We start from the raw sequence: 17,243 nt of genomic DNA, 5'->3' as shown, positions 1-17,243 counted from the left end.
CGTTGTCTGTCAATCATACGAATCATTGATTCGAGTGATTAACCAGCGATCTGACCAACGAAGGGGTTAGCGAAGGTGAAGAACAGGGCGATACCAACACCGATCATGGTTACGGCGTCGAGCAGACCCGCTACGATGAACATTTTCACCTGCAGCATCGGAACAAGTTCCGGCTGACGGGCAGCGCCTTCCAGGAACTTGCCGCCCAACAGGCCGAAGCCAATGGCAGTACCCAGTGCGCCCAGACCAATCAGCAGTGCTACGGCGATAGCGGTCAGTCCAACTACAGTTTCCATTTTTCCTCCCGACTTTTAAGTCGTCTTGGTTAAGGTTGAAGCAAAAAATTGTTATTCCCCATTGCCCTCACGGGCATCCTCCCCTTTCGGAGAGGATCATCAAGTGCTCTAGCTCTTAATGACTTTCTTCATGCGCCATCGACATATAGACGATGGTCAGCATCATGAAGATGAAGGCCTGCAAGGTAATGATCAGGATGTGGAAGACCGCCCACGCCCACTGCAGGACAATACCTAGACCACCCAGCGCCAGACCGTTGGCGAACATCATGGCGATCAGGATAAAGATCAGCTCACCGGCATACATATTGCCGAAGAGTCGCAAGGCCAAGGAAACGGGACGCGCCACCAGCGTTACGAACTCGAGCAGGAAGTTGATCGGAATCAGGATGATCTGAACCAGCATGTTCTTGCTATGGAACGGATGCAGAGTCAGCTCGCCCAGGAAACCACCAATTCCTTTTACCTTGATGCTATAGAAGATCAACAGGGCAAATACGGACAAGGCCATACCAATAGTAGCATTCGGGTCGGTAGTCGGAACCACACGGAAATATGTGTGCTCACCACCTATCAGGCCAGCCAGGGACGGCAACCAGTCAACCGGCACCAAGTCCATGAGGTTCATCAGGAAGATCCAGACGAAAATCGTCAGTGCCAGAGGCGCGATCAGCGGATTACGGCCATGGAAGGTGTCACGGACACTGCTGTCGACGAACTCGATAATGACTTCGACGAAATTTTGCAATTTACCGGGCTGGCCACTGGTTGCCTTGACCGCTACGGCACGGAAAATGCAAATAAAAATCAGGCCTAGAACGACCGACCAACCCAGAGTATCCAGGTGGAAGGCCCAAAAGCCCATTTCTTTCGCTTCTTGAGGGGTGTGGGCGAAACTCCAACCATTTGCCGGATGCAGACCATAGGTCAGATTCTGCAAGTGGTGCTGGATGTAACCCGAAGCGGATTCTGCTGCCATGTTTGCCTCGAACGCTTTAAGGTCTAGAAGATCGTTTGACAAGTAGGGGAGCGCATCCATTGACAAAAAGCGTCAATAGATAGACACCAAACAACGCCATTGGCATGAGTGGCTTTATCCCCGCAAACGCCACTGTAAAAAGCAGTGCCGTCAAAATTAGTTTTCCTGCTTCTCCCGCATAGAATGATCGAACTATGTCGCGAGCAGCTCGGGCGCCCGAATAACGGAACGCTTTATAAGAGAAATATGTATTGGGCAACCAGGCGATTAAACCACCCATCAAACCAGAATAAGCAGCGACCCTACCAACGAAGCAAAACAAAAATAACGCTGCACATATCGTGACGGCCAGTTGGACGAGCAGCAGGTTAAATGCTGGCTGACGGTGAAAAGGCAGGCGTTTGGGCGTGCGATCAACCATCGCGCTCGAAGTCCTCTGGCGTCGGCTTATTATTTAAGCCTTGGCATACTTTGTGCCGACGTAAAGCGCGCAGAGTATAGGAGTCTGCACGCGCCCATTCAAGCCATGCGGTAGTCTTTACGACTATTCGCTACCATTAGAATATTAGCGAATGTGAGCAAGAACGCCCTGCAGCTCATCAAGTGAGCTGTAGCGGATCACCAGCTGCCCCTTTCCCTTCTGCCCGTGGCGGATCTGTACGGGAGCGCCCAGACGCTCTGCCAGCCGTTGTTCCAGACGCATGATATCAGGATCAGCCTTTTCTGGAGGCTCAACTGCTTCTTTCTTATTCAACCATTGTCTTACTAAGGCTTCTGTCTGACGCACGGTCAATCCATGTGCGACAACATGACGCGCCCCCTCGACCTGTTTTGAGGCTGGCAAGCCCAACAATGCCCTGGCATGGCCCATTTCCAGGTCACCATGCGCCAACATGGTCTTGATCTCTTCAGGCAACGCTATCAGTCGAAGTAGGTTAGCCACACTGACGCGTGATTTGCCCACTGCATCGGCCACCTGCTGCTGCGTTAGCTGAAATTCCTGCTGCAGCCGCTGAAGGGCCATGGCCTCTTCTATCGGACTTAGGTTTTCACGCTGGATATTCTCGATCAACGCCATCGCAATGGCGGCTTCGTCAGGAATGTTTCTGACCAATGTTGGGATACGCTCAAGCCCTGCCTGCTGGCAGGCACGCCAGCGACGCTCTCCAGCAATAATCTCATAGCGATTGTCAGCAATGGGACGTACCACGATCGGCTGCATCAAGCCTTGGGCGCGAATCGACCTGGCAAGCTCTTCGAGCGCGACCGGGTCCATGTCACGGCGTGGTTGGTACTTGCCGCGCTGGATAATATCCAACGGCAGATGCTGCAACTCACGCTGGTCGGCCTTGACTGCTTCTTCCTGCAGTACGCTAGCCGTAGCCCCGCTCAGCAGCGCATCCAGACCGCGGCCCAGTCCCCTTTTCTTGACAGCCATGTGTATTCCTTAAGCGATTGCTTTTGCAGCTTTGCGCTGCCGACGAGCCAGTTCGTTTGCCAAGGCCAGGTAGGCTGCAGCCCCTGTTGACGCCTTGTCGTAAGTCAACGCGGGCATACCATGACTGGGAGCCTCGGCAAGACGCACGTTGCGCGGGATAACCGTATCGTACAGCGTATCGCCAAAATGCGCCTTGAGCTGGGCGGCTACGTCGTTCGCCAGATTGATACGCGGGTCGTACATCGTGCGCAGCACACCTTCGATCCTCAGGCCTGGATTCAGAGCCTGTCCGATGCGCTGGATGCTACCGATCAGGTCAGTCAGCCCTTCAAGTGCGAAATATTCGCACTGCATGGGAATGATAACTCCATCCGAAGCGACTAGGCCGTTGATGGTCAGCATCGACAATGACGGCGGGCAGTCAATCAGTACGTAATCGTAATTTTCCCGAATCGGCGCCAGCGCTTCACGCAAGCGGCTCTCGCGCTTGCTCATATCCAGAAGCTCAATTTCGGCAGCCGTCACATCACGGTTTGACGGTAGCAACTGGTAACCACCATGCTCGGAAAACTGCATGGCTTCGATGAGATCACACTGTCCGATCAGCACATCCAGAACCGAATGTTCCAGATTGTGCTTATCCACACCGCTTCCCATGGTCGCGTTGCCTTGTGGATCGAGATCGATCAACAGTACCCGACGTCGGGTAGCAACGAGCGAAGCAGCCAGATTGATGCAGGTCGTAGTTTTCCCCACCCCGCCTTTCTGGTTGGCTATCGCAAAAACCTTGGCCATGAGCCGCTTTACCCCTCTTCAACAATGCGGCGCAGTATCAATAGATGCCGCTGCCCTTGGCAACCTGGAACCTGCAAGGCGTGTTCTGCTTCAACCTTAAAATCCGTTGGCAACGCTGCAAGCTCATCCTCAGGATGCAATCCTTTCATGGCGAGCCATTGTGTCAATGAATCGCCCAGATGTCGTGTCCAGTTTGTAAAATCAGCGAGCGAGCTGAACGCTCGAGACACAATCCCGGTGAAACGATAGTCAGGCGTGAATTCTTCTACACGGCTGTGGATAACCTGAAGGTTATCCAAGCCGAGCTCAATTTTTGCCTGCGTGAGAAAACGTGTTTTCTTACCGTTGCTGTCCAGAACAGTAAAAGTGCTTTCCGGGAACAGGATGGATAGCGGGACTCCCGGCATACCCCCACCACTGCCCACATCCAGCCATCGACCAGCACTGATATGGGGGACAACACTTAAACTATCAAGCAAGTGACGTGAAACCATTTCATCTGGATCACGGACTGCCGTCAGGTTATAGGCTTTATTCCACTTTTGCAGCAGGCCCATGTAGGCCAGCAATTTCTCAACCTGTTCATCAGACAGCTCGACACCTAGAGACTTAGCTCCTGAGCGAAGCTCCTCGCCGTAACGAATCATTCCTTCCAACATCAAGCCATCTGCTCCAGCTGGCGTCCGGCCGAACGCTTTTTCAGGTAAATCATCAAAAGGGAAATGGCTGCAGGCGTTACACCGGGAATCCGCGAAGCCTGCCCAAGTGTTTCCGGGCGGCCCTGGCTCAGCTTGTGCTGAATTTCCTTCGACAAACCGGATATGGCGGTGTAATCCAGATCCGCCGGTAGACGAATGCTTTCACTGCTGCGCAGCCGCTCGATTTCGTCCTGCTGACGCTCGATGTAACCTGCGTATTTGGTCTTGATCTCTACCTGCTCGGCAACCTGCGCGTCTTCGATTATACCGCCGGTTACCTCCATCAAGCCGACATAGTCGATTTCCGGACGGCTCAGAAGATTTTGCAGATTGTACTCATGGGTCAGCGGTGTACCAAAGCGCTCAGCAATGGCATCACCTTGTACAGTCCCTGGACGCACCCAAGTACTCTTCAAGCGCTGCTCCTCAAGGGTGATGCGCTCACGCTTCAGGCAGAACGCCTTCCAACGAGCATCGTCTATCAGACCGAGCTGTCGGCCTTGCTCGGTCAGTCGCAGATCCGCATTGTCTTCACGCAGAATCAGTCGATACTCCGCACGGGAGGTAAACATCCGATACGGTTCCTGCGTCCCCAGCGTGATCAAATCATCGACCAACACACCCAAGTAAGCTTCGTCACGACGTGGACACCAGCTGTCCTTGCCCTGTGCACGCAAGGCTGCGTTGGCACCTGCCAGTAGCCCCTGGGCGCCAGCTTCCTCGTATCCTGTCGTTCCGTTGATCTGACCTGCAAAGAAGAGTCCACCAATGACCTTGGTTTCCAGGCTGTATTTCAGATCACGCGGGTCGAAAAAGTCATATTCGATGGCATAACCGGGACGCAGGATGTGGGCATTTTCCATACCCCGCATCGACCGCACCAACTCCAGCTGAACATCGAAGGGCAAGGATGTGGAAATGCCATTGGGATACAACTCGTGAGTTGTCAGTCCTTCAGGCTCCAGGAAAACCTGATGGCTGTCCTTGTCCGCGAAACGGTGGATCTTGTCTTCGATCGATGGACAGTAGCGTGGGCCAATCCCTTCGATAACGCCTGAATACATCGGCGAGCGATCAAGATTGTTGCGGATGATGTCATGGGTCCGACTGTTGGTATGAGTTATCCAACAGCTAACCTGCTGAGGATGCTCATCCACTGATCCCATGAATGACATTACGGGCAGAGGTTTATCCCCAGGCTGCTCCGTCATGACTGAGAAATCCACTGTACGACCGTCAATGCGTGGAGGTGTGCCGGTTTTCAACCGCGATACACGCAGTGGCTGCTCACGAAGCCGTGTAGACAATGCATTGGCAGGTGGATCCCCTGCCCGACCGCCTGAGTAATTCTGCAGGCCTATGTGGATAAGCCCACCCAGAAAGGTGCCTGTGGTCAACACAACGTTATCCCCAAGGAAACGTAGACCCATCTGGGTAACGACGCCTCTGACCTGATCCTGTTCAACAATCAAGTCGTCACAGGCCTGCTGAAATATCCACAGGTTAGGCTGATTTTCCAGCATATAGCGGATTGCAGCCTTGTAGAGGACGCGATCGGCTTGAGCGCGCGTTGCACGCACCGCAGGGCCTTTACGGCTATTGAGTATCCGGAACTGGATGCCTGCTTTGTCGGTAGCCGAAGCCATCGCACCGCCCAAGGCATCGATCTCCTTGACTAGATGGCTCTTGCCGATACCACCAATAGCCGGGTTGCAGCTCATCTGCCCCAATGTTTCAACATTGTGGGTCAGCAATAAAGTTTTGACACCCATGCGTGCAGCAGCAAGTGCAGCTTCGGTGCCGGCATGGCCGCCGCCGACCACTATGACGTCAAAACGGGAAGGGAAATCCACCACGCACCTCGTGCCTGTTTGGTTAGGGGATTAGGGAAGGCGCAGAAGTATAAGGGCTCCTCTGCTCTCTATGAAGTCCTTTTGAACAAAAAATGATCAACTGCAGACTTGGTGGCATCAGGTAATAGAAATAATAAGGAAGAAATATATAAAAGCTTGTTAATGCGATTATGTATGGTGAGCCTCTTTTCTGTGGATAACGTGCGTTTGCCTTTACCCACAGGGCGTTACAGCCAATGATAAGTCAGAGGAGAACCTGTCACTCTCCTTATCGAAAGCTCGTGAGTAGCTGTGGATAATTAGGAAGGTTACCAACAGCCCCTTTTCAGAACAGCTTAAGTCCTAACTTCTGCCCAGACCTCAGCTAGGGTTATCAACAGGCAAAAAAAAGCCCCATCGGGTAATCCCGTGGGGCTTCTTGAATCGATGAAATGCGGCTATTTGCCGATGCAAAAGCTGGAGAAGATCCTGCCCAGCAGATCATCGGAACTGAACGCTCCTGTAATCTCGCCCAATGCTTGCTGCGCCACTCTCAGGTCTTCCGCCAAGAGCTCCCCAGAGCCATTCACTACGAGTTGCTGGTGCCCGTGCTCCAGATAATGACGGGCTGTGTGTAACGCTTCGAGATGACGTTGGCGTGCGCTAAAACTGCTTTCGGCAGTCTGCTCAAATCCAACGCAGGCTTTAAGGTGCTCTCGAAGATGCTCGATGCCCTCACCCGTCATTGCACTAAGGCTTAAGGTATGAATACCTTCTGAGGTTTCCTGAAGCACGATAGGTTCACCCGAAAGATCAGCTTTGTTTCGGATGACTGTTACTTTGTTTTGATCAGGTCGCTGTGACAGAAACTCTGGCCAAAGTGCATCGGGATTCCGAGCCTCGGGTGCCGTGGAATCTACCACCAGCAGTATCCGGTCAGCGCTCTCAATAGCACTCAGGGCGCGCTGTACGCCGATCTTCTCAACCCGATCGGTAGTGTCCCGTAATCCCGCCGTGTCGATGACATGTAATGGCATACCGTCGATATGGATGTGCTCGCGTAAGACATCGCGGGTCGTGCCTGCAATGTCCGTCACAATGGCTGCTTCATGGCCTGCCAGCGCGTTGAGAAGACTCGATTTTCCTGCGTTGGGTCGTCCAGCAATCACCACCGTCATGCCATCGCGTAACAGTGCGCCACGACCGGCTTCTTTTTCCACCTGCGCCAGTTCCTGGCGCACACCGTTAAGCAGGCCCAGCACATGGCCATCCGCCAGAAAGTCGATTTCCTCTTCGGGAAAGTCGATGGCTGCCTCCACGTAAATCCGTAACTGGATCAGTTGTTCCGTCAGGCTTTCTACTCGCTTGGAGAATGCCCCTTGCAATGAACGTAGCGCATTACGGGCAGCTTGCTCGGAACTCGCCTCGATGAGGTCGGCGATAGCTTCTGCCTGGGCAAGGTCCAGCTTATCGTTGAGAAAGGCTCGTTCGCTGAACTCTCCCGGACGGGCTGAACGCGCACCTACCGCAATGACAGCCTTGAGCAGTAAATCCAGAACGACAGGACCGCCATGACCTTGAAGCTCAAGAACGTCCTCGCCTGTAAAAGAGTGGGGTCCTGGGAAGAACAAGGCGATTCCCTCATCAAGGGTAAGACCGGCGCTATCCCTGAAGGGGCCATAATGAGCATGGCGAGGTGTTAAAGAGCCACCACAGATTATTTCTGCGATGGTTCTTACCGCAGGTCCGGAAACCCTGACAATACCTACCCCACCTCGGCCTGTGGCTGTAGCGATGGCAGCAATGGTGTCTTGAATCGGATTCATTTTTCATTCTCCAGAATGCACAACGCCCCTCGAAAGGGGCGCTGTGTAAAGCGTAAGGCTATCAGGCCGGTTTGGCAGTGCCATTGATCCGACGATTGATATACCACTGCTGCGCGATCGACAGGCAGTTGTTCACGATCCAGTACAGCACCAAGCCAGACGGGAACCACAGGAAGAAGAAGGTAAAGATAATGGGCATCATCTTCATCATCTTGGCCTGCATGGGGTCCGGAGGCGTGGGGTTCAACATTTGCTGAACCAGCATGGTACCGCCCATAAGGATCGGCAGGATGAAGAAAGGATCCTTGGACGAAAGGTCAGTGATCCAGAACATCCAGGGGGACTGGCGCATTTCCACGCTCTCCAGTAGAACCCAGTACAAGGCCAGGAATACCGGCATCTGTACGAGGATCGGCAGGCAGCCACCCAGCGGATTGATCTTCTCCTTGCGGTACAGCTCCATCATCGCCTGGGACATCTTCTGGCGATCATCACCATACTGTTCCTTCAACGCCTGAAGACGCGGAGAAACTGCACGCATGCGAGCCATGGAACGATAGCTGGCTGCAGAAAGCGGGAAGAAAATAGCCTTGATGATGATAGTCAATACGATGATCGACCATCCCCAGTTTCCAAGGATGCTGTGGATATGTTGCAGCAGCCAGAAGATCGGCTGGGCAATGAACCACAGGAAACCATAGTCGACGGTCAATTCAAGACCTGGGGACAACTCCTTCAGATATTCCTGCAGCTTCGGACCGGCATAAAGGGTTGCCGATGTTTCTGCCTGGGTACCCGGTGCTACGCTAAGCTGCGGACCGGTAAAGCCCACCAGATAATTGCCCTGACTGTCCTTGCGACCCTGGATCTGGTGCTGCTCATCCTTGTTGGGTACCCAAGCCGTCACGAAGTAGTGCTGCAACCAGGCGACCCAACCGCCCTTGGCCGTTTCCTGCAGAGCCTGCTTGTCGATATCTTTCATCGACACCTTGCGATATTGCTCCTCCGGCGTCCCGACAGCAGCGCCCAAGTAAGTCGAAACCCCTGTGGCTGTTGTGGAAGATGGATCACCACTGGAGTCACGCTTCAGCTGTGCATAGAAAATACCATTCCAGTTCTGGCTGCTCTGGTTGTCGATGACATAGCTGACCTGCACCTGATAGGCATTGGGGTTGATGCAGGAAATTTTCTTCTGTGCCTTTTCGGTATCCGAGCAATCAAGCTTCAGGCCGCGATGGAAGGTAAAGCGCTTGACATAGTTGACGCCGTTTTCAGCAAAGTTCAGATCGACAGTCAGTTGATCCTGACCGTCTGCCAATACGTAGTTCTGCTGTGCACTCTGATAAACAGGGCGGCCTGTCTGACGTGCGTCCGGACCGTTGGATCCAGTTAAACCACTTTGCGCCAGATACAAACGTTCGTTGCCATTATCAAACAGGGTGAAGGGTACATCCGGATGATCCTGGCGACGTGGATACTGGACAAGTCCCAATTTGACGATGTCACCACCACGGGGATCAATCGTGACATCCATGACATCCGTACGGACATGAATGGGTTGACCATTGCCACTTACAGTCTGCGGAGCCGTTCCGTTCGTCGAGCTTTCGCCTGCAACGGTTGGAACATCGGCCGCAGCAGTATTGCCTGTTGGCGTGTCAGTCGGCAGCGCCGCAGCGGAGGATGGTGCTGAAGAAGGCGTTTCGGGCTGGCCGTAATCCTTATTCCATTGCAACACCGCTGTGTAAGACACAATCGCTAGAGCGGCGATGAGAAACGTGCGCTTTATATCCATGATTACTCGGCCATCTAAGAGGTCGGTGCTTGGGATGGGTCTGCTGGTACCGGATCATATCCATCAGCGAGCCTGAAATGGCAAAAACGCCATTGGCGCATTGCCATCCAGCCATCGTGCAAGAAATTGCACAGCGCAATCACTTGGGACGTATGGTTTGAACAACTGGGATAGAAACGGCAATGAGATGCCATCATCGGTGTGATGACATAACGGTAGAAGCGGATAAGCAGCAGAGCCGGCTTACGCATAAGAACCGTTTGCCTGTTTCGAATGTTCGGAAGGATCGGTCTTTTGTAGCTGTTTACGTGCCAGACGATTCCAGAGTTTGCCCAAGTGCTGATGCAAGTCGGGATTCTCAATATCACCGAAGCCTTTACGTGCAATCACAACGATATCCAGACCTCCAAGCATATGCTGATGGTGACGAAAGGAATCTCGAAGGACACGCTTGAGCCGGTTACGCTCGACTGACAGCTTGACGCTCTTCTTACCTATCACCAGCCCGAGGCGGGCATGCGACAAGCCATTCTGACGTACAAGCAGAAGAACACTATTACCAGGAACCTTGATAGTGGGAGAGTCGAAGACATTTTGAAACTGTCTTGAAGTCAGAAGCCGTTTTTCGCGGCTGAAGTCTCGACTCACCACCTGTACCGGGACTATCAGACTGCCAGACGCTTACGGCCTTTGGCACGGCGACGGGACAGAACCTGACGGCCATTCTTGGTAGCCATACGAGCACGGAAACCGTGAGTACGGGCGCGCTTCAGAGTACTGGGTTGGAAAGTGCGTTTCATGGTCATTTACCTAGGTGTGAACGAAGCGAGGCGAAATCACCCCGTTTAAATAGACCGGCGATTCTAGAGAAAGCCAGTGAATAGGTCAATTTCCATACAGCACCGGTTGTCAATAAAAATTCAGCAAAAAACAACAAAAGAACGAATTAAAAAGAAGATAGATACAGTGTTAATGTATGTAGGAGCCCTTTCCTGTGGATAAGAGCGTGAATGCTCCATTTCTGCTCACATCTGCCATTGTATAACTATGCGGTAAAGCCGTCGAACTGCTGTGCTGCGCCTGGATACTGCCTGTGGATATCTAAGGCACTTAGCCACAGCTGAGTTATCAACAGGCAGTTACCCTACGAACAAACCGCTTTCGACCTGCGCTTATCCACAGCAAAGATTTTTTGATTTTTCGCTCTCTATTTAACTGATTGAATGGTTGATGTGGATAAGTGACAGGGGCGACGGTACAATGTCGTGCTGCATTCACCTTTGCCTGAACACGTTGCTTCTTTATATACAGAGGCAATAACAGGGTGACTTTCTTTCTGGAGTGACTGTGTCAGTTGAACTTTGGCAGCGCTGTGTCGATGTACTGCGCGATGAGCTGCCTTCTCAGCAATTCAATACTTGGATCCGCCCTCTGCAAATAGAAGCAGAAGGAGCCGAGCTACGCGTTTATGCGCCGAATCGGTTCGTACTGGATTGGGTAAATGAAAAGTACGTTAGCCGGTTGCTTGAGCTGCTTGAGGAGCAATCCGATGATGGGTTGGTACCCGAGCTGACTCTGCTGATTGGAAGTCGCAAGAGCAGCAAACCTACGCGAGCGCCTTCCATGACGTCGCCGCCTGCTCCTGTCACATCCACTACACCTTCATTACCTGAGTCTACGGGTCGAGATCCGGTTGCCGAGCCTGAAACATCAGTGCAGCAGATCGAGATGCCGATCGCTGATGATGCCGATCCGCAGCCAGCGCCTCTGGTCGCCAACAAGACCGAGCGCAACGTTCAAGTAGAAGGGGCGCTCAAGCATACGAGCTACCTCAATCGTACTTTTACTTTCGAGAATTTTGTCGAGGGTAAGTCCAACCAGCTGGCTCGTGCTGCAGCCTGGCAGGTTGCGGATAACCCCAAGCATGGATACAACCCTCTCTTCCTTTATGGAGGGGTTGGCTTGGGCAAGACGCACCTCATGCATGCAGTGGGCAATCATCTGCTCAAGCGTAATCCCAATGCCAAGATTGTGTATCTGCATTCGGAGCGTTTCGTGGCTGACATGGTGAAAGCCCTGCAGCTGAACGCCATCAATGAATTCAAGCGTTTTTATCGCTCCGTTGATGCCCTGCTGATCGATGATATCCAGTTCTTCGCACGTAAGGAGCGTTCACAGGAAGAATTTTTCCATACGTTCAACGCCCTGCTTGAAGGCGGACAGCAGGTCATTCTGACAAGTGATCGTTACCCCAAGGAAATCGATGGGCTTGAAGAACGCCTCAAGTCCCGTTTCGGCTGGGGGCTGACAGTAGCTGTCGAACCGCCTGAGCTGGAAACGCGAGTGGCCATTCTCATGAAGAAGGCAGATCAGGCGAAGGTAGACCTTCCCCATGACGCTGCCTTCTTTATTGCCCAGCGGATTCGCTCGAACGTTCGAGAGCTTGAGGGTGCACTCAAGCGTGTTATCGCCCATGCTCATTTCATGGGGCGAGAAATTACGATTGAGCTGATTCGCGAGTCGCTCAAGGATCTGCTGGCGCTCCAGGACAAACTGGTCAGCATTGAAAATATCCAGCGAACGGCTGCTGAATATTACAAGATCAAGATCGCCGATCTGTTGTCGAAGCGACGTTCTCGTTCCGTTGCTCGTCCTCGCCAAGTGGCGATGGCCCTGTCGAAGGAATTGACCAATCACAGCCTGCCAGAAATAGGTGATGCCTTTGGCGGGCGCGATCACACGACAGTGCTGCACGCTTGTCGTAAGATTGCCGAACTCAGAGAGTCCGACGCTGATATTCGCGAGGACTACAAAAATCTATTGCGCACACTGACGACCTGATCAGAAGCACTTGGCAAGGGACAAGACCATGCATTTCACTATTCAACGCGAAGCCTTGTTGAAACCATTGCAGCTCGTGGCTGGTGTCGTGGAGCGTCGGCAGACATTACCGGTGCTGTCCAATGTGCTGCTGGTGGTCCAGGGCCAGGAACTGTCCTTGACAGGTACTGACCTTGAGGTTGAGCTGATCGGCCGTGTAACGCTCGAAGACAAAGCTGAGCCTGGTGAGATTACCGTACCGGCTCGCAAACTCATGGATATTTGCAAGAGTTTGCCAAGCGATGCCCTGATCGATATCCGGACCGATGAGCAGAAGCTGCTCGTCAAAGCTGGCCGCAGTCGCTTTACATTATCCACATTGCCGGCCAATGACTTCCCTACCGTTGAGGAAGGTCCCGGATCGATGAGCTTCAGCCTGCCGCAAAGCAAGTTGCGCCGTCTTATCGACCGCACTGGATTTGCCATGGCTCAGCAGGATGTCCGTTACTATCTGAACGGTATGCTGCTTGAGGTCAGCGAAGGCCATTTACGTGCAGTTGCGACCGATGGACACCGTCTTGCCATGTGCGTACAGGAAGCGGGAATCCAGTACGAAGGTCGTCATCAGGTAATTGTGCCGCGTAAAGGTATCCTAGAGTTGTCACGGTTGCTGCTCGAGCCTGAGGAGCCGGTCAATGTTACGTTGGGCCAGCACCACATTCGAGCGACGACCGCTGACTTTACCTTTACTTCAAAGCTGGTCGACGGGAAATTCCCTGACTACGAGCGTGTACTGCCACGCAACGGTGACAAGGTTCTGACTGGTGAGCGTCAGCTGTTACGGGAGGCGTTCAGCCGTACGGCTATCCTTTCTAATGAAAAATACCGTGGTATTCGCCTCCAGCTGGTAACCGATCAGCTGAAGATTCAGGCCAACAACCCTGAACAGGAAGAAGCTGAAGAAGAGTTGCAGGTGGATTATGCTGGTGCCGAGCTGGAAATCGGATTCAACGTAAGCTATTTGCTCGACGTCCTGGGCGTCATGACGACGGACCAGGTACGCATCACCCTTTCCGATTCCAATAGCAGTGCGTTGGTTCAGGAAGCTGGCAATGACGAGTCCTCTTACGTCATCATGCCGATGCGTCTGTAATCTCGAGGCGCGATGTCCCTTATCCGCCTGACCGTCACCGCTGTGCGTAACCTGCACACGGTGACGCTGACGCCTTCCCCGCGGATCAATATCCTCTACGGCGACAACGGTAGCGGCAAGACCAGTGTATTGGAGAGTATCCATCTGCTAGGACTTGCTCGCTCGTTTCGTAGCACCCGACTGTCACCCGTTATCCAGAACGAGCAAGCCGCCTGTACGGTCTTTGGCCAGGTCAGCTTGCCTAGTGATGGCATCAGTAGTCTGGGCGTCCAGCGTGAGCGTAATGGTGATTTCACTATTCGTATCGATGGGCAGAATGCTCGAAGTACAGCCCAACTTGCTGAAACTCTGCCGATTCAGTTGATCAATCCCGACAGTTTTCGATTGCTTGAAGGAAGCCCAAAGATCAGGCGGCAGTTTATAGATTGGGGTGTGTTCCACGTGGAACCGCGTTTTCTACAAGTGTGGCAAAGGCTTCAGAAAGCGCTAAGACAGCGGAACTCATGGCTGCGACATGGTAAAATGGATCCTGCCTCGCAACAGGCATGGGACAGAGAACTGACGCAAGCCAGCAACGAAATCGATGCGTTTCGGCGAGCCTATATTACAGAGCTCAAACCTGAGTTTCAGGCTGCTCTGGAAGAGCTGGTCGATATTGAAAACCTGACGTTCAGTTATTATCGCGGCTGGGACAAAGACCGCGAGCTGCAGGATGTGTTGAAGGCGTCCTTGACCCGAGACATGCAGCTTGGACATACGCAGGCCGGTCCGCAGAGAGCCGATCTACGAATTAGGCTAGGTAGCCACAACGCGGCAGATATCCTGTCGCGTGGCCAGCAAAAACTGGTGGTCTGTGCATTGAGAATTGCACAGGGAAGATTAATCAATCGAGTCAAGCGCGGCCAGTGTGTCTATCTGGTAGATGATTTGCCTTCCGAATTGGATGAACAGCACCGCAAGGCATTATGCCGTTTGCTGGAAGGCCTTAACTGCCAGATCTTCATCACGTGTGTCGAGAAAGAATCATTGGAATCCAACTGGCAAGACGACACGCCAGTGGCCCTGTTCCATGTTGAACAGGGATCCATTACGCAGACCCCAAGCGTTGGGAGTAAAGCATGAGCGAGAACCAGACTTACGATTCCTCCAGTATTAAGGTACTGAAGGGACTGGATGCAGTTCGCAAGCGTCCGGGAATGTACATCGGCGATACCGATGACGGTACCGGCTTGCATCACATGGTATTCGAAGTTGTCGATAACTCTATCGACGAGGCCCTGGCGGGGCATTGTGATGAAATCACCATTACGATCCACACGGATGAGTCCATAACCGTCCGCGACAATGGACGTGGAATTCCGGTCGATATCCACAAGGAAGAAGGCGTTTCGGCAGCAGAAGTCATCATGACGGTGCTGCACGCAGGCGGTAAGTTCGACGATAACACTTACAAAGTGTCCGGCGGCTTGCACGGTGTAGGTGTGTCCGTTGTAAACGCTTTGTCTGAAGAGCTGCGCCTGACGATCCGTCGACTCGGCCAGGTTTGGGAACAGGTCTATGTCCACGGCGTTCCGCAGGAGCCTCTCAAGGCGATTGGTGAAACGGACGGGACCGGCACTCAAATTCATTTCAAGCCGTCAGCCGAGACCTTCAATAACATCCATTTCAGCTGGGATATTCTGGCCAAGCGTTTGCGCGAACTGTCCTTTCTGAACTCGGGCGTGGGCATTCTGCTGCGAGACGAGCGCTCGGGCAAGGAGGAGATGTTCAAGTACGAAGGTGGACTGCGTGCATTCGTTGATTATCTCAACACTAACAAAACGCCTGTCAATCAAGTGTTCCACTTCAACGTAAGTGACCGCGAAGACGGTATCGGCGTGGAAGTGGCGTTGCAGTGGAATGACAGTTTCAACGAAAACATTCTCTGCTTTACCAACAATATTCCTCAGCGTGATGGCGGTACTCACCTTGCTGGTTTCCGTTCAGCGCTGACCCGTAACCTGAACACCTATATCGAGGCGGAAGGTCTGGCCAAGAAGTTCAAGGTTGCGACTACAGGTGACGATGCACGTGAAGGCTTGACGGCAATTATTTCCGTTAAGGTTCCGGATCCCAAGTTCTCTTCCCAGACGAAGGATAAATTGGTTTCTTCTGAAGTGAAGACTGCAGTAGAACAGGAAATGGGTAAGCAATTCGCTGATTTCCTGCTCGAAAATCCCGGTGAAGCCAAAGCGGTTGTCGGCAAGATGATCGATGCGGCACGCGCTCGTGAAGCGGCGCGCAAGGCACGCGAAATGACCCGACGTAAGGGCGCTCTGGATATCGCAGGTCTGCCCGGTAAGCTGGCGGACTGTCAGGAAAAGGATCCTGCGCTGTCAGAACTGTACATCGTGGAAGGTGACTCCGCAGGCGGTTCGGCGAAGCAAGGCCGTAACCGCCGTACGCAGGCCATTCTTCCACTAAAGGGCAAGATCCTGAACGTGGAGAAGGCGCGCTTTGACAAGATGCTGTCTTCTGCTGAAGTCGGTACGCTGATTACAGCGCTGGGCTGCGGCATTGGCCGTGAAGAATTCAACATCGATAAGCTGCGTTATCACAACATCATCATCATGACCGATGCTGACGTTGACGGATCGCACATCCGTACGCTGCTCTTGACGTTCTTCTTCCGTCAGATGCCTCTGTTGATCGAGCGTGGTTATATCTATATCGCTCAGCCTCCGCTGTATAAGGTCAAGCGTGGCAAGCAGGAGCAATACATCAAGGACGATGAGGCAATGGAGGAATACCTCACGCAGACCGCCCTTGAAGATGCAAGCCTGCACGTGAATGAGCATGCTCCAGGACTTTCCGGCGTTGAGCTGGAGAAAATGGTGAACAGCTATCGTACGGTGATGAAGTCACTCAAGCGACTGTCCCGCCTGTATCCGTCGGATATCAGCGAGCACATGCTTTACCTGCCTCGTGTTGAATTGGAGCAACTGGCTGACCAAGCGGCGATGAACGCATGGATCGACATGCTGCGTACGCGTCTGAAGACCAATGAGCGCTCCGGTCTTGCCTACGAAGTCAACTTGCGTGAAGACCGCGAACGTCATCTTTGGCTGCCAGAGGTTGAGACCAAAGCGCACGGGCTTTCAAGTTATGTCACCTTCAACCGGGATTTCTTCGGTAGCAATGACTATCGTCAGATCACGACGCTGGGCGCTCAGATCAACAACCTGCTTGAAGACAGCGCTTATGTGAAGCGTGGCGAGCGCCGCAAGGCGGTATCCACCTTCCGCGAAGCGCTCGAGTGGTTGATGGGCGAGACAGCGAAACGCTACAGTATTCAACGCTATAAGGGATTGGGCGAGATGAATCCGGATCAGCTGTGGGAAACCACAATGGATCCGAGTGTACGTCGCATGCTGCGTGTCACGATTGAAGATGCCATCGCTGCTGACCAGATCTTCAATACCCTAATGGGCGATCAGGTAGAGCCGCGTCGCGACTTTATTGAAAGCAATGCCCTGGCAGTATCGAACCTGGACGTCTGACCGCTACGTAACAAACAAAAGGCCAACGGAAACGTTGGCCTTTTTTATTGTGGTTAACTTTAACAGCACCAA

Annotated in this window: 16 protein-coding genes; 4 read left to right on the top strand and 12 right to left on the bottom strand. The window is 53.0% G+C overall.

From position 1 onward, the window contains the following. Nucleotides 1-38: 38 nt before the first annotated feature. The 12 genes from atpE to rpmH form a co-directional block, all read right to left on the bottom strand. A complete protein-coding gene (atpE, locus tag EAW52_RS01975; RefSeq protein ID WP_010796333.1) occupies nt 39-296 on the bottom strand; it encodes a F0F1 ATP synthase subunit C in 258 nt (85 codons plus the stop codon). A 115-nt stretch (nt 297-411) separates the two neighbouring features. After that, entirely contained in the window at nt 412-1,275 is an 864-nt protein-coding gene (gene atpB / locus EAW52_RS01970) for a F0F1 ATP synthase subunit A (RefSeq protein ID WP_010796334.1), read from the bottom strand. 16 nt (nt 1,276-1,291) lie between these two features. After that, nucleotides 1,292-1,696 (bottom strand): F0F1 ATP synthase subunit I, encoded by a 405-nt coding sequence (locus EAW52_RS01965; protein ID WP_122041220.1) that lies wholly within the window; start codon nt 1,694-1,696, stop codon nt 1,292-1,294. Nucleotides 1,697-1,840: 144 nt separating this feature from the next. Further along, a complete protein-coding gene (locus EAW52_RS01960) occupies nt 1,841-2,713 on the bottom strand; it encodes a ParB/RepB/Spo0J family partition protein (protein ID WP_122041219.1) in 873 nt (290 codons plus the stop codon). A 9-nt stretch (nt 2,714-2,722) separates the two neighbouring features. Further along, nucleotides 2,723-3,508, bottom strand: a complete 786-nt coding sequence (locus tag EAW52_RS01955; protein WP_019366470.1) for a ParA family protein — start codon at nt 3,506-3,508, stop codon at nt 2,723-2,725. Between the two features lie 8 nt (nt 3,509-3,516). Then, nucleotides 3,517-4,167, bottom strand: a complete 651-nt coding sequence (gene rsmG, locus EAW52_RS01950; protein ID WP_372238899.1) for a 16S rRNA (guanine(527)-N(7))-methyltransferase RsmG — start codon at nt 4,165-4,167, stop codon at nt 3,517-3,519. Beyond that, nucleotides 4,167-6,059 carry a tRNA uridine-5-carboxymethylaminomethyl(34) synthesis enzyme MnmG gene (gene mnmG, locus EAW52_RS01945; RefSeq protein WP_122041218.1) on the bottom strand — a complete coding sequence of 631 codons (1,893 nt, stop codon included), beginning with the start codon at nt 6,057-6,059 and terminating at the stop codon, nt 4,167-4,169. The genes rsmG and mnmG overlap by 1 nt, the downstream gene beginning before the upstream one ends. 437 nt (nt 6,060-6,496) lie before the next feature. Beyond that, the gene (gene mnmE, locus EAW52_RS01940; protein WP_122041217.1) at nt 6,497-7,864 is read right to left on the bottom strand and encodes a tRNA uridine-5-carboxymethylaminomethyl(34) synthesis GTPase MnmE; all 1,368 of its coding nucleotides are present in this window, start codon (nt 7,862-7,864) and stop codon (nt 6,497-6,499) included. 61 nt (nt 7,865-7,925) lie between these two features. Continuing rightward, nucleotides 7,926-9,659, bottom strand: coding sequence for a membrane protein insertase YidC (gene yidC / locus EAW52_RS01935; protein ID WP_122041216.1), 1,734 nt, complete (start codon nt 9,657-9,659; stop codon nt 7,926-7,928). 14 nt (nt 9,660-9,673) lie between these two features. Continuing rightward, a complete protein-coding gene (gene yidD, locus EAW52_RS01930; protein ID WP_372238898.1) occupies nt 9,674-9,853 on the bottom strand; it encodes a membrane protein insertion efficiency factor YidD in 180 nt (59 codons plus the stop codon). A gap of 49 nt (nt 9,854-9,902) precedes the next feature. Further along, on the bottom strand, nt 9,903-10,310 hold the full coding sequence (gene rnpA, locus EAW52_RS01925; protein ID WP_122041214.1) for a ribonuclease P protein component: 408 nt from the start codon (nt 10,308-10,310) through the stop codon (nt 9,903-9,905). Between the two features lie 14 nt (nt 10,311-10,324). Beyond that, nucleotides 10,325-10,459, bottom strand: coding sequence for a 50S ribosomal protein L34 (gene rpmH, locus EAW52_RS01920; protein WP_010796343.1), 135 nt, complete (start codon nt 10,457-10,459; stop codon nt 10,325-10,327). Nucleotides 10,460-11,006: 547 nt separating this feature from the next. Between rpmH and dnaA the strand changes: the two genes are divergently transcribed. From dnaA to gyrB, 4 genes are read left to right on the top strand one after another with little or no spacing between them, the layout of a single operon-like run. Beyond that, nucleotides 11,007-12,500, top strand: coding sequence for a chromosomal replication initiator protein DnaA (gene dnaA, locus EAW52_RS01915; RefSeq protein ID WP_122041213.1), 1,494 nt, complete (start codon nt 11,007-11,009; stop codon nt 12,498-12,500). 28 nt (nt 12,501-12,528) lie between these two features. Beyond that, nucleotides 12,529-13,632 carry a DNA polymerase III subunit beta gene (gene dnaN, locus EAW52_RS01910; RefSeq protein WP_122041212.1) on the top strand — a complete coding sequence of 368 codons (1,104 nt, stop codon included), beginning with the start codon at nt 12,529-12,531 and terminating at the stop codon, nt 13,630-13,632. 12 nt (nt 13,633-13,644) lie between these two features. After that, a complete protein-coding gene (gene recF / locus EAW52_RS01905; protein ID WP_122041211.1) occupies nt 13,645-14,754 on the top strand; it encodes a DNA replication/repair protein RecF in 1,110 nt (369 codons plus the stop codon). Beyond that, the gene (gene gyrB, locus EAW52_RS01900; RefSeq protein WP_122041210.1) at nt 14,751-17,171 is read left to right on the top strand and encodes a DNA topoisomerase (ATP-hydrolyzing) subunit B; all 2,421 of its coding nucleotides are present in this window, start codon (nt 14,751-14,753) and stop codon (nt 17,169-17,171) included. Before recF ends, gyrB begins: the two co-directional genes overlap by 4 nt. The last annotated feature ends 72 nt before the right edge of the window (nt 17,172-17,243 follow it).

Source organism: Pseudomonas sp. LTJR-52, assembly GCF_003691465.1.
Classification (GTDB): Bacteria; Pseudomonadota; Gammaproteobacteria; order Pseudomonadales; family Pseudomonadaceae; genus Chryseomonas; species Chryseomonas luteola.
The sequence above is the reverse complement of the archived record's forward strand: the minus strand, read 5'-3'. Positions and strand labels throughout refer to the sequence as shown.

Excerpts from the sequence above, each read along its gene's own strand:
- EAW52_RS01960 (WP_122041219.1), bottom strand. The coding sequence starts at position 2,713 with ATGGCTGTCAAGAAAAGGGGACTGGGCCGCGGTCTGGATGCGCTGCTG.
- recF (WP_122041211.1), top strand. The coding sequence starts at position 13,645 with ATGTCCCTTATCCGCCTGACCGTCACCGCTGTGCGTAACCTGCACACG.
- rsmG (WP_372238899.1), bottom strand. The coding sequence starts at position 4,167 with ATGTTGGAAGGAATGATTCGTTACGGCGAGGAGCTTCGCTCAGGAGCT.
- EAW52_RS01965 (WP_122041220.1), bottom strand. The coding sequence starts at position 1,696 with ATGGTTGATCGCACGCCCAAACGCCTGCCTTTTCACCGTCAGCCAGCA.
- yidC (WP_122041216.1), bottom strand. The coding sequence starts at position 9,659 with ATGGATATAAAGCGCACGTTTCTCATCGCCGCTCTAGCGATTGTGTCT.
- mnmE (WP_122041217.1), bottom strand. The coding sequence starts at position 7,864 with ATGAATCCGATTCAAGACACCATTGCTGCCATCGCTACAGCCACAGGC.
- rpmH (WP_010796343.1), bottom strand. The coding sequence starts at position 10,459 with ATGAAACGCACTTTCCAACCCAGTACTCTGAAGCGCGCCCGTACTCAC.
- atpE (WP_010796333.1), bottom strand. The coding sequence starts at position 296 with ATGGAAACTGTAGTTGGACTGACCGCTATCGCCGTAGCACTGCTGATT.
- EAW52_RS01955 (WP_019366470.1), bottom strand. The coding sequence starts at position 3,508 with ATGGCCAAGGTTTTTGCGATAGCCAACCAGAAAGGCGGGGTGGGGAAA.
- yidD (WP_372238898.1), bottom strand. The coding sequence starts at position 9,853 with ATGGCATCTCATTGCCGTTTCTATCCCAGTTGTTCAAACCATACGTCC.
- gyrB (WP_122041210.1), top strand. The coding sequence starts at position 14,751 with ATGAGCGAGAACCAGACTTACGATTCCTCCAGTATTAAGGTACTGAAG.
- dnaN (WP_122041212.1), top strand. The coding sequence starts at position 12,529 with ATGCATTTCACTATTCAACGCGAAGCCTTGTTGAAACCATTGCAGCTC.
- atpB (WP_010796334.1), bottom strand. The coding sequence starts at position 1,275 with ATGGCAGCAGAATCCGCTTCGGGTTACATCCAGCACCACTTGCAGAAT.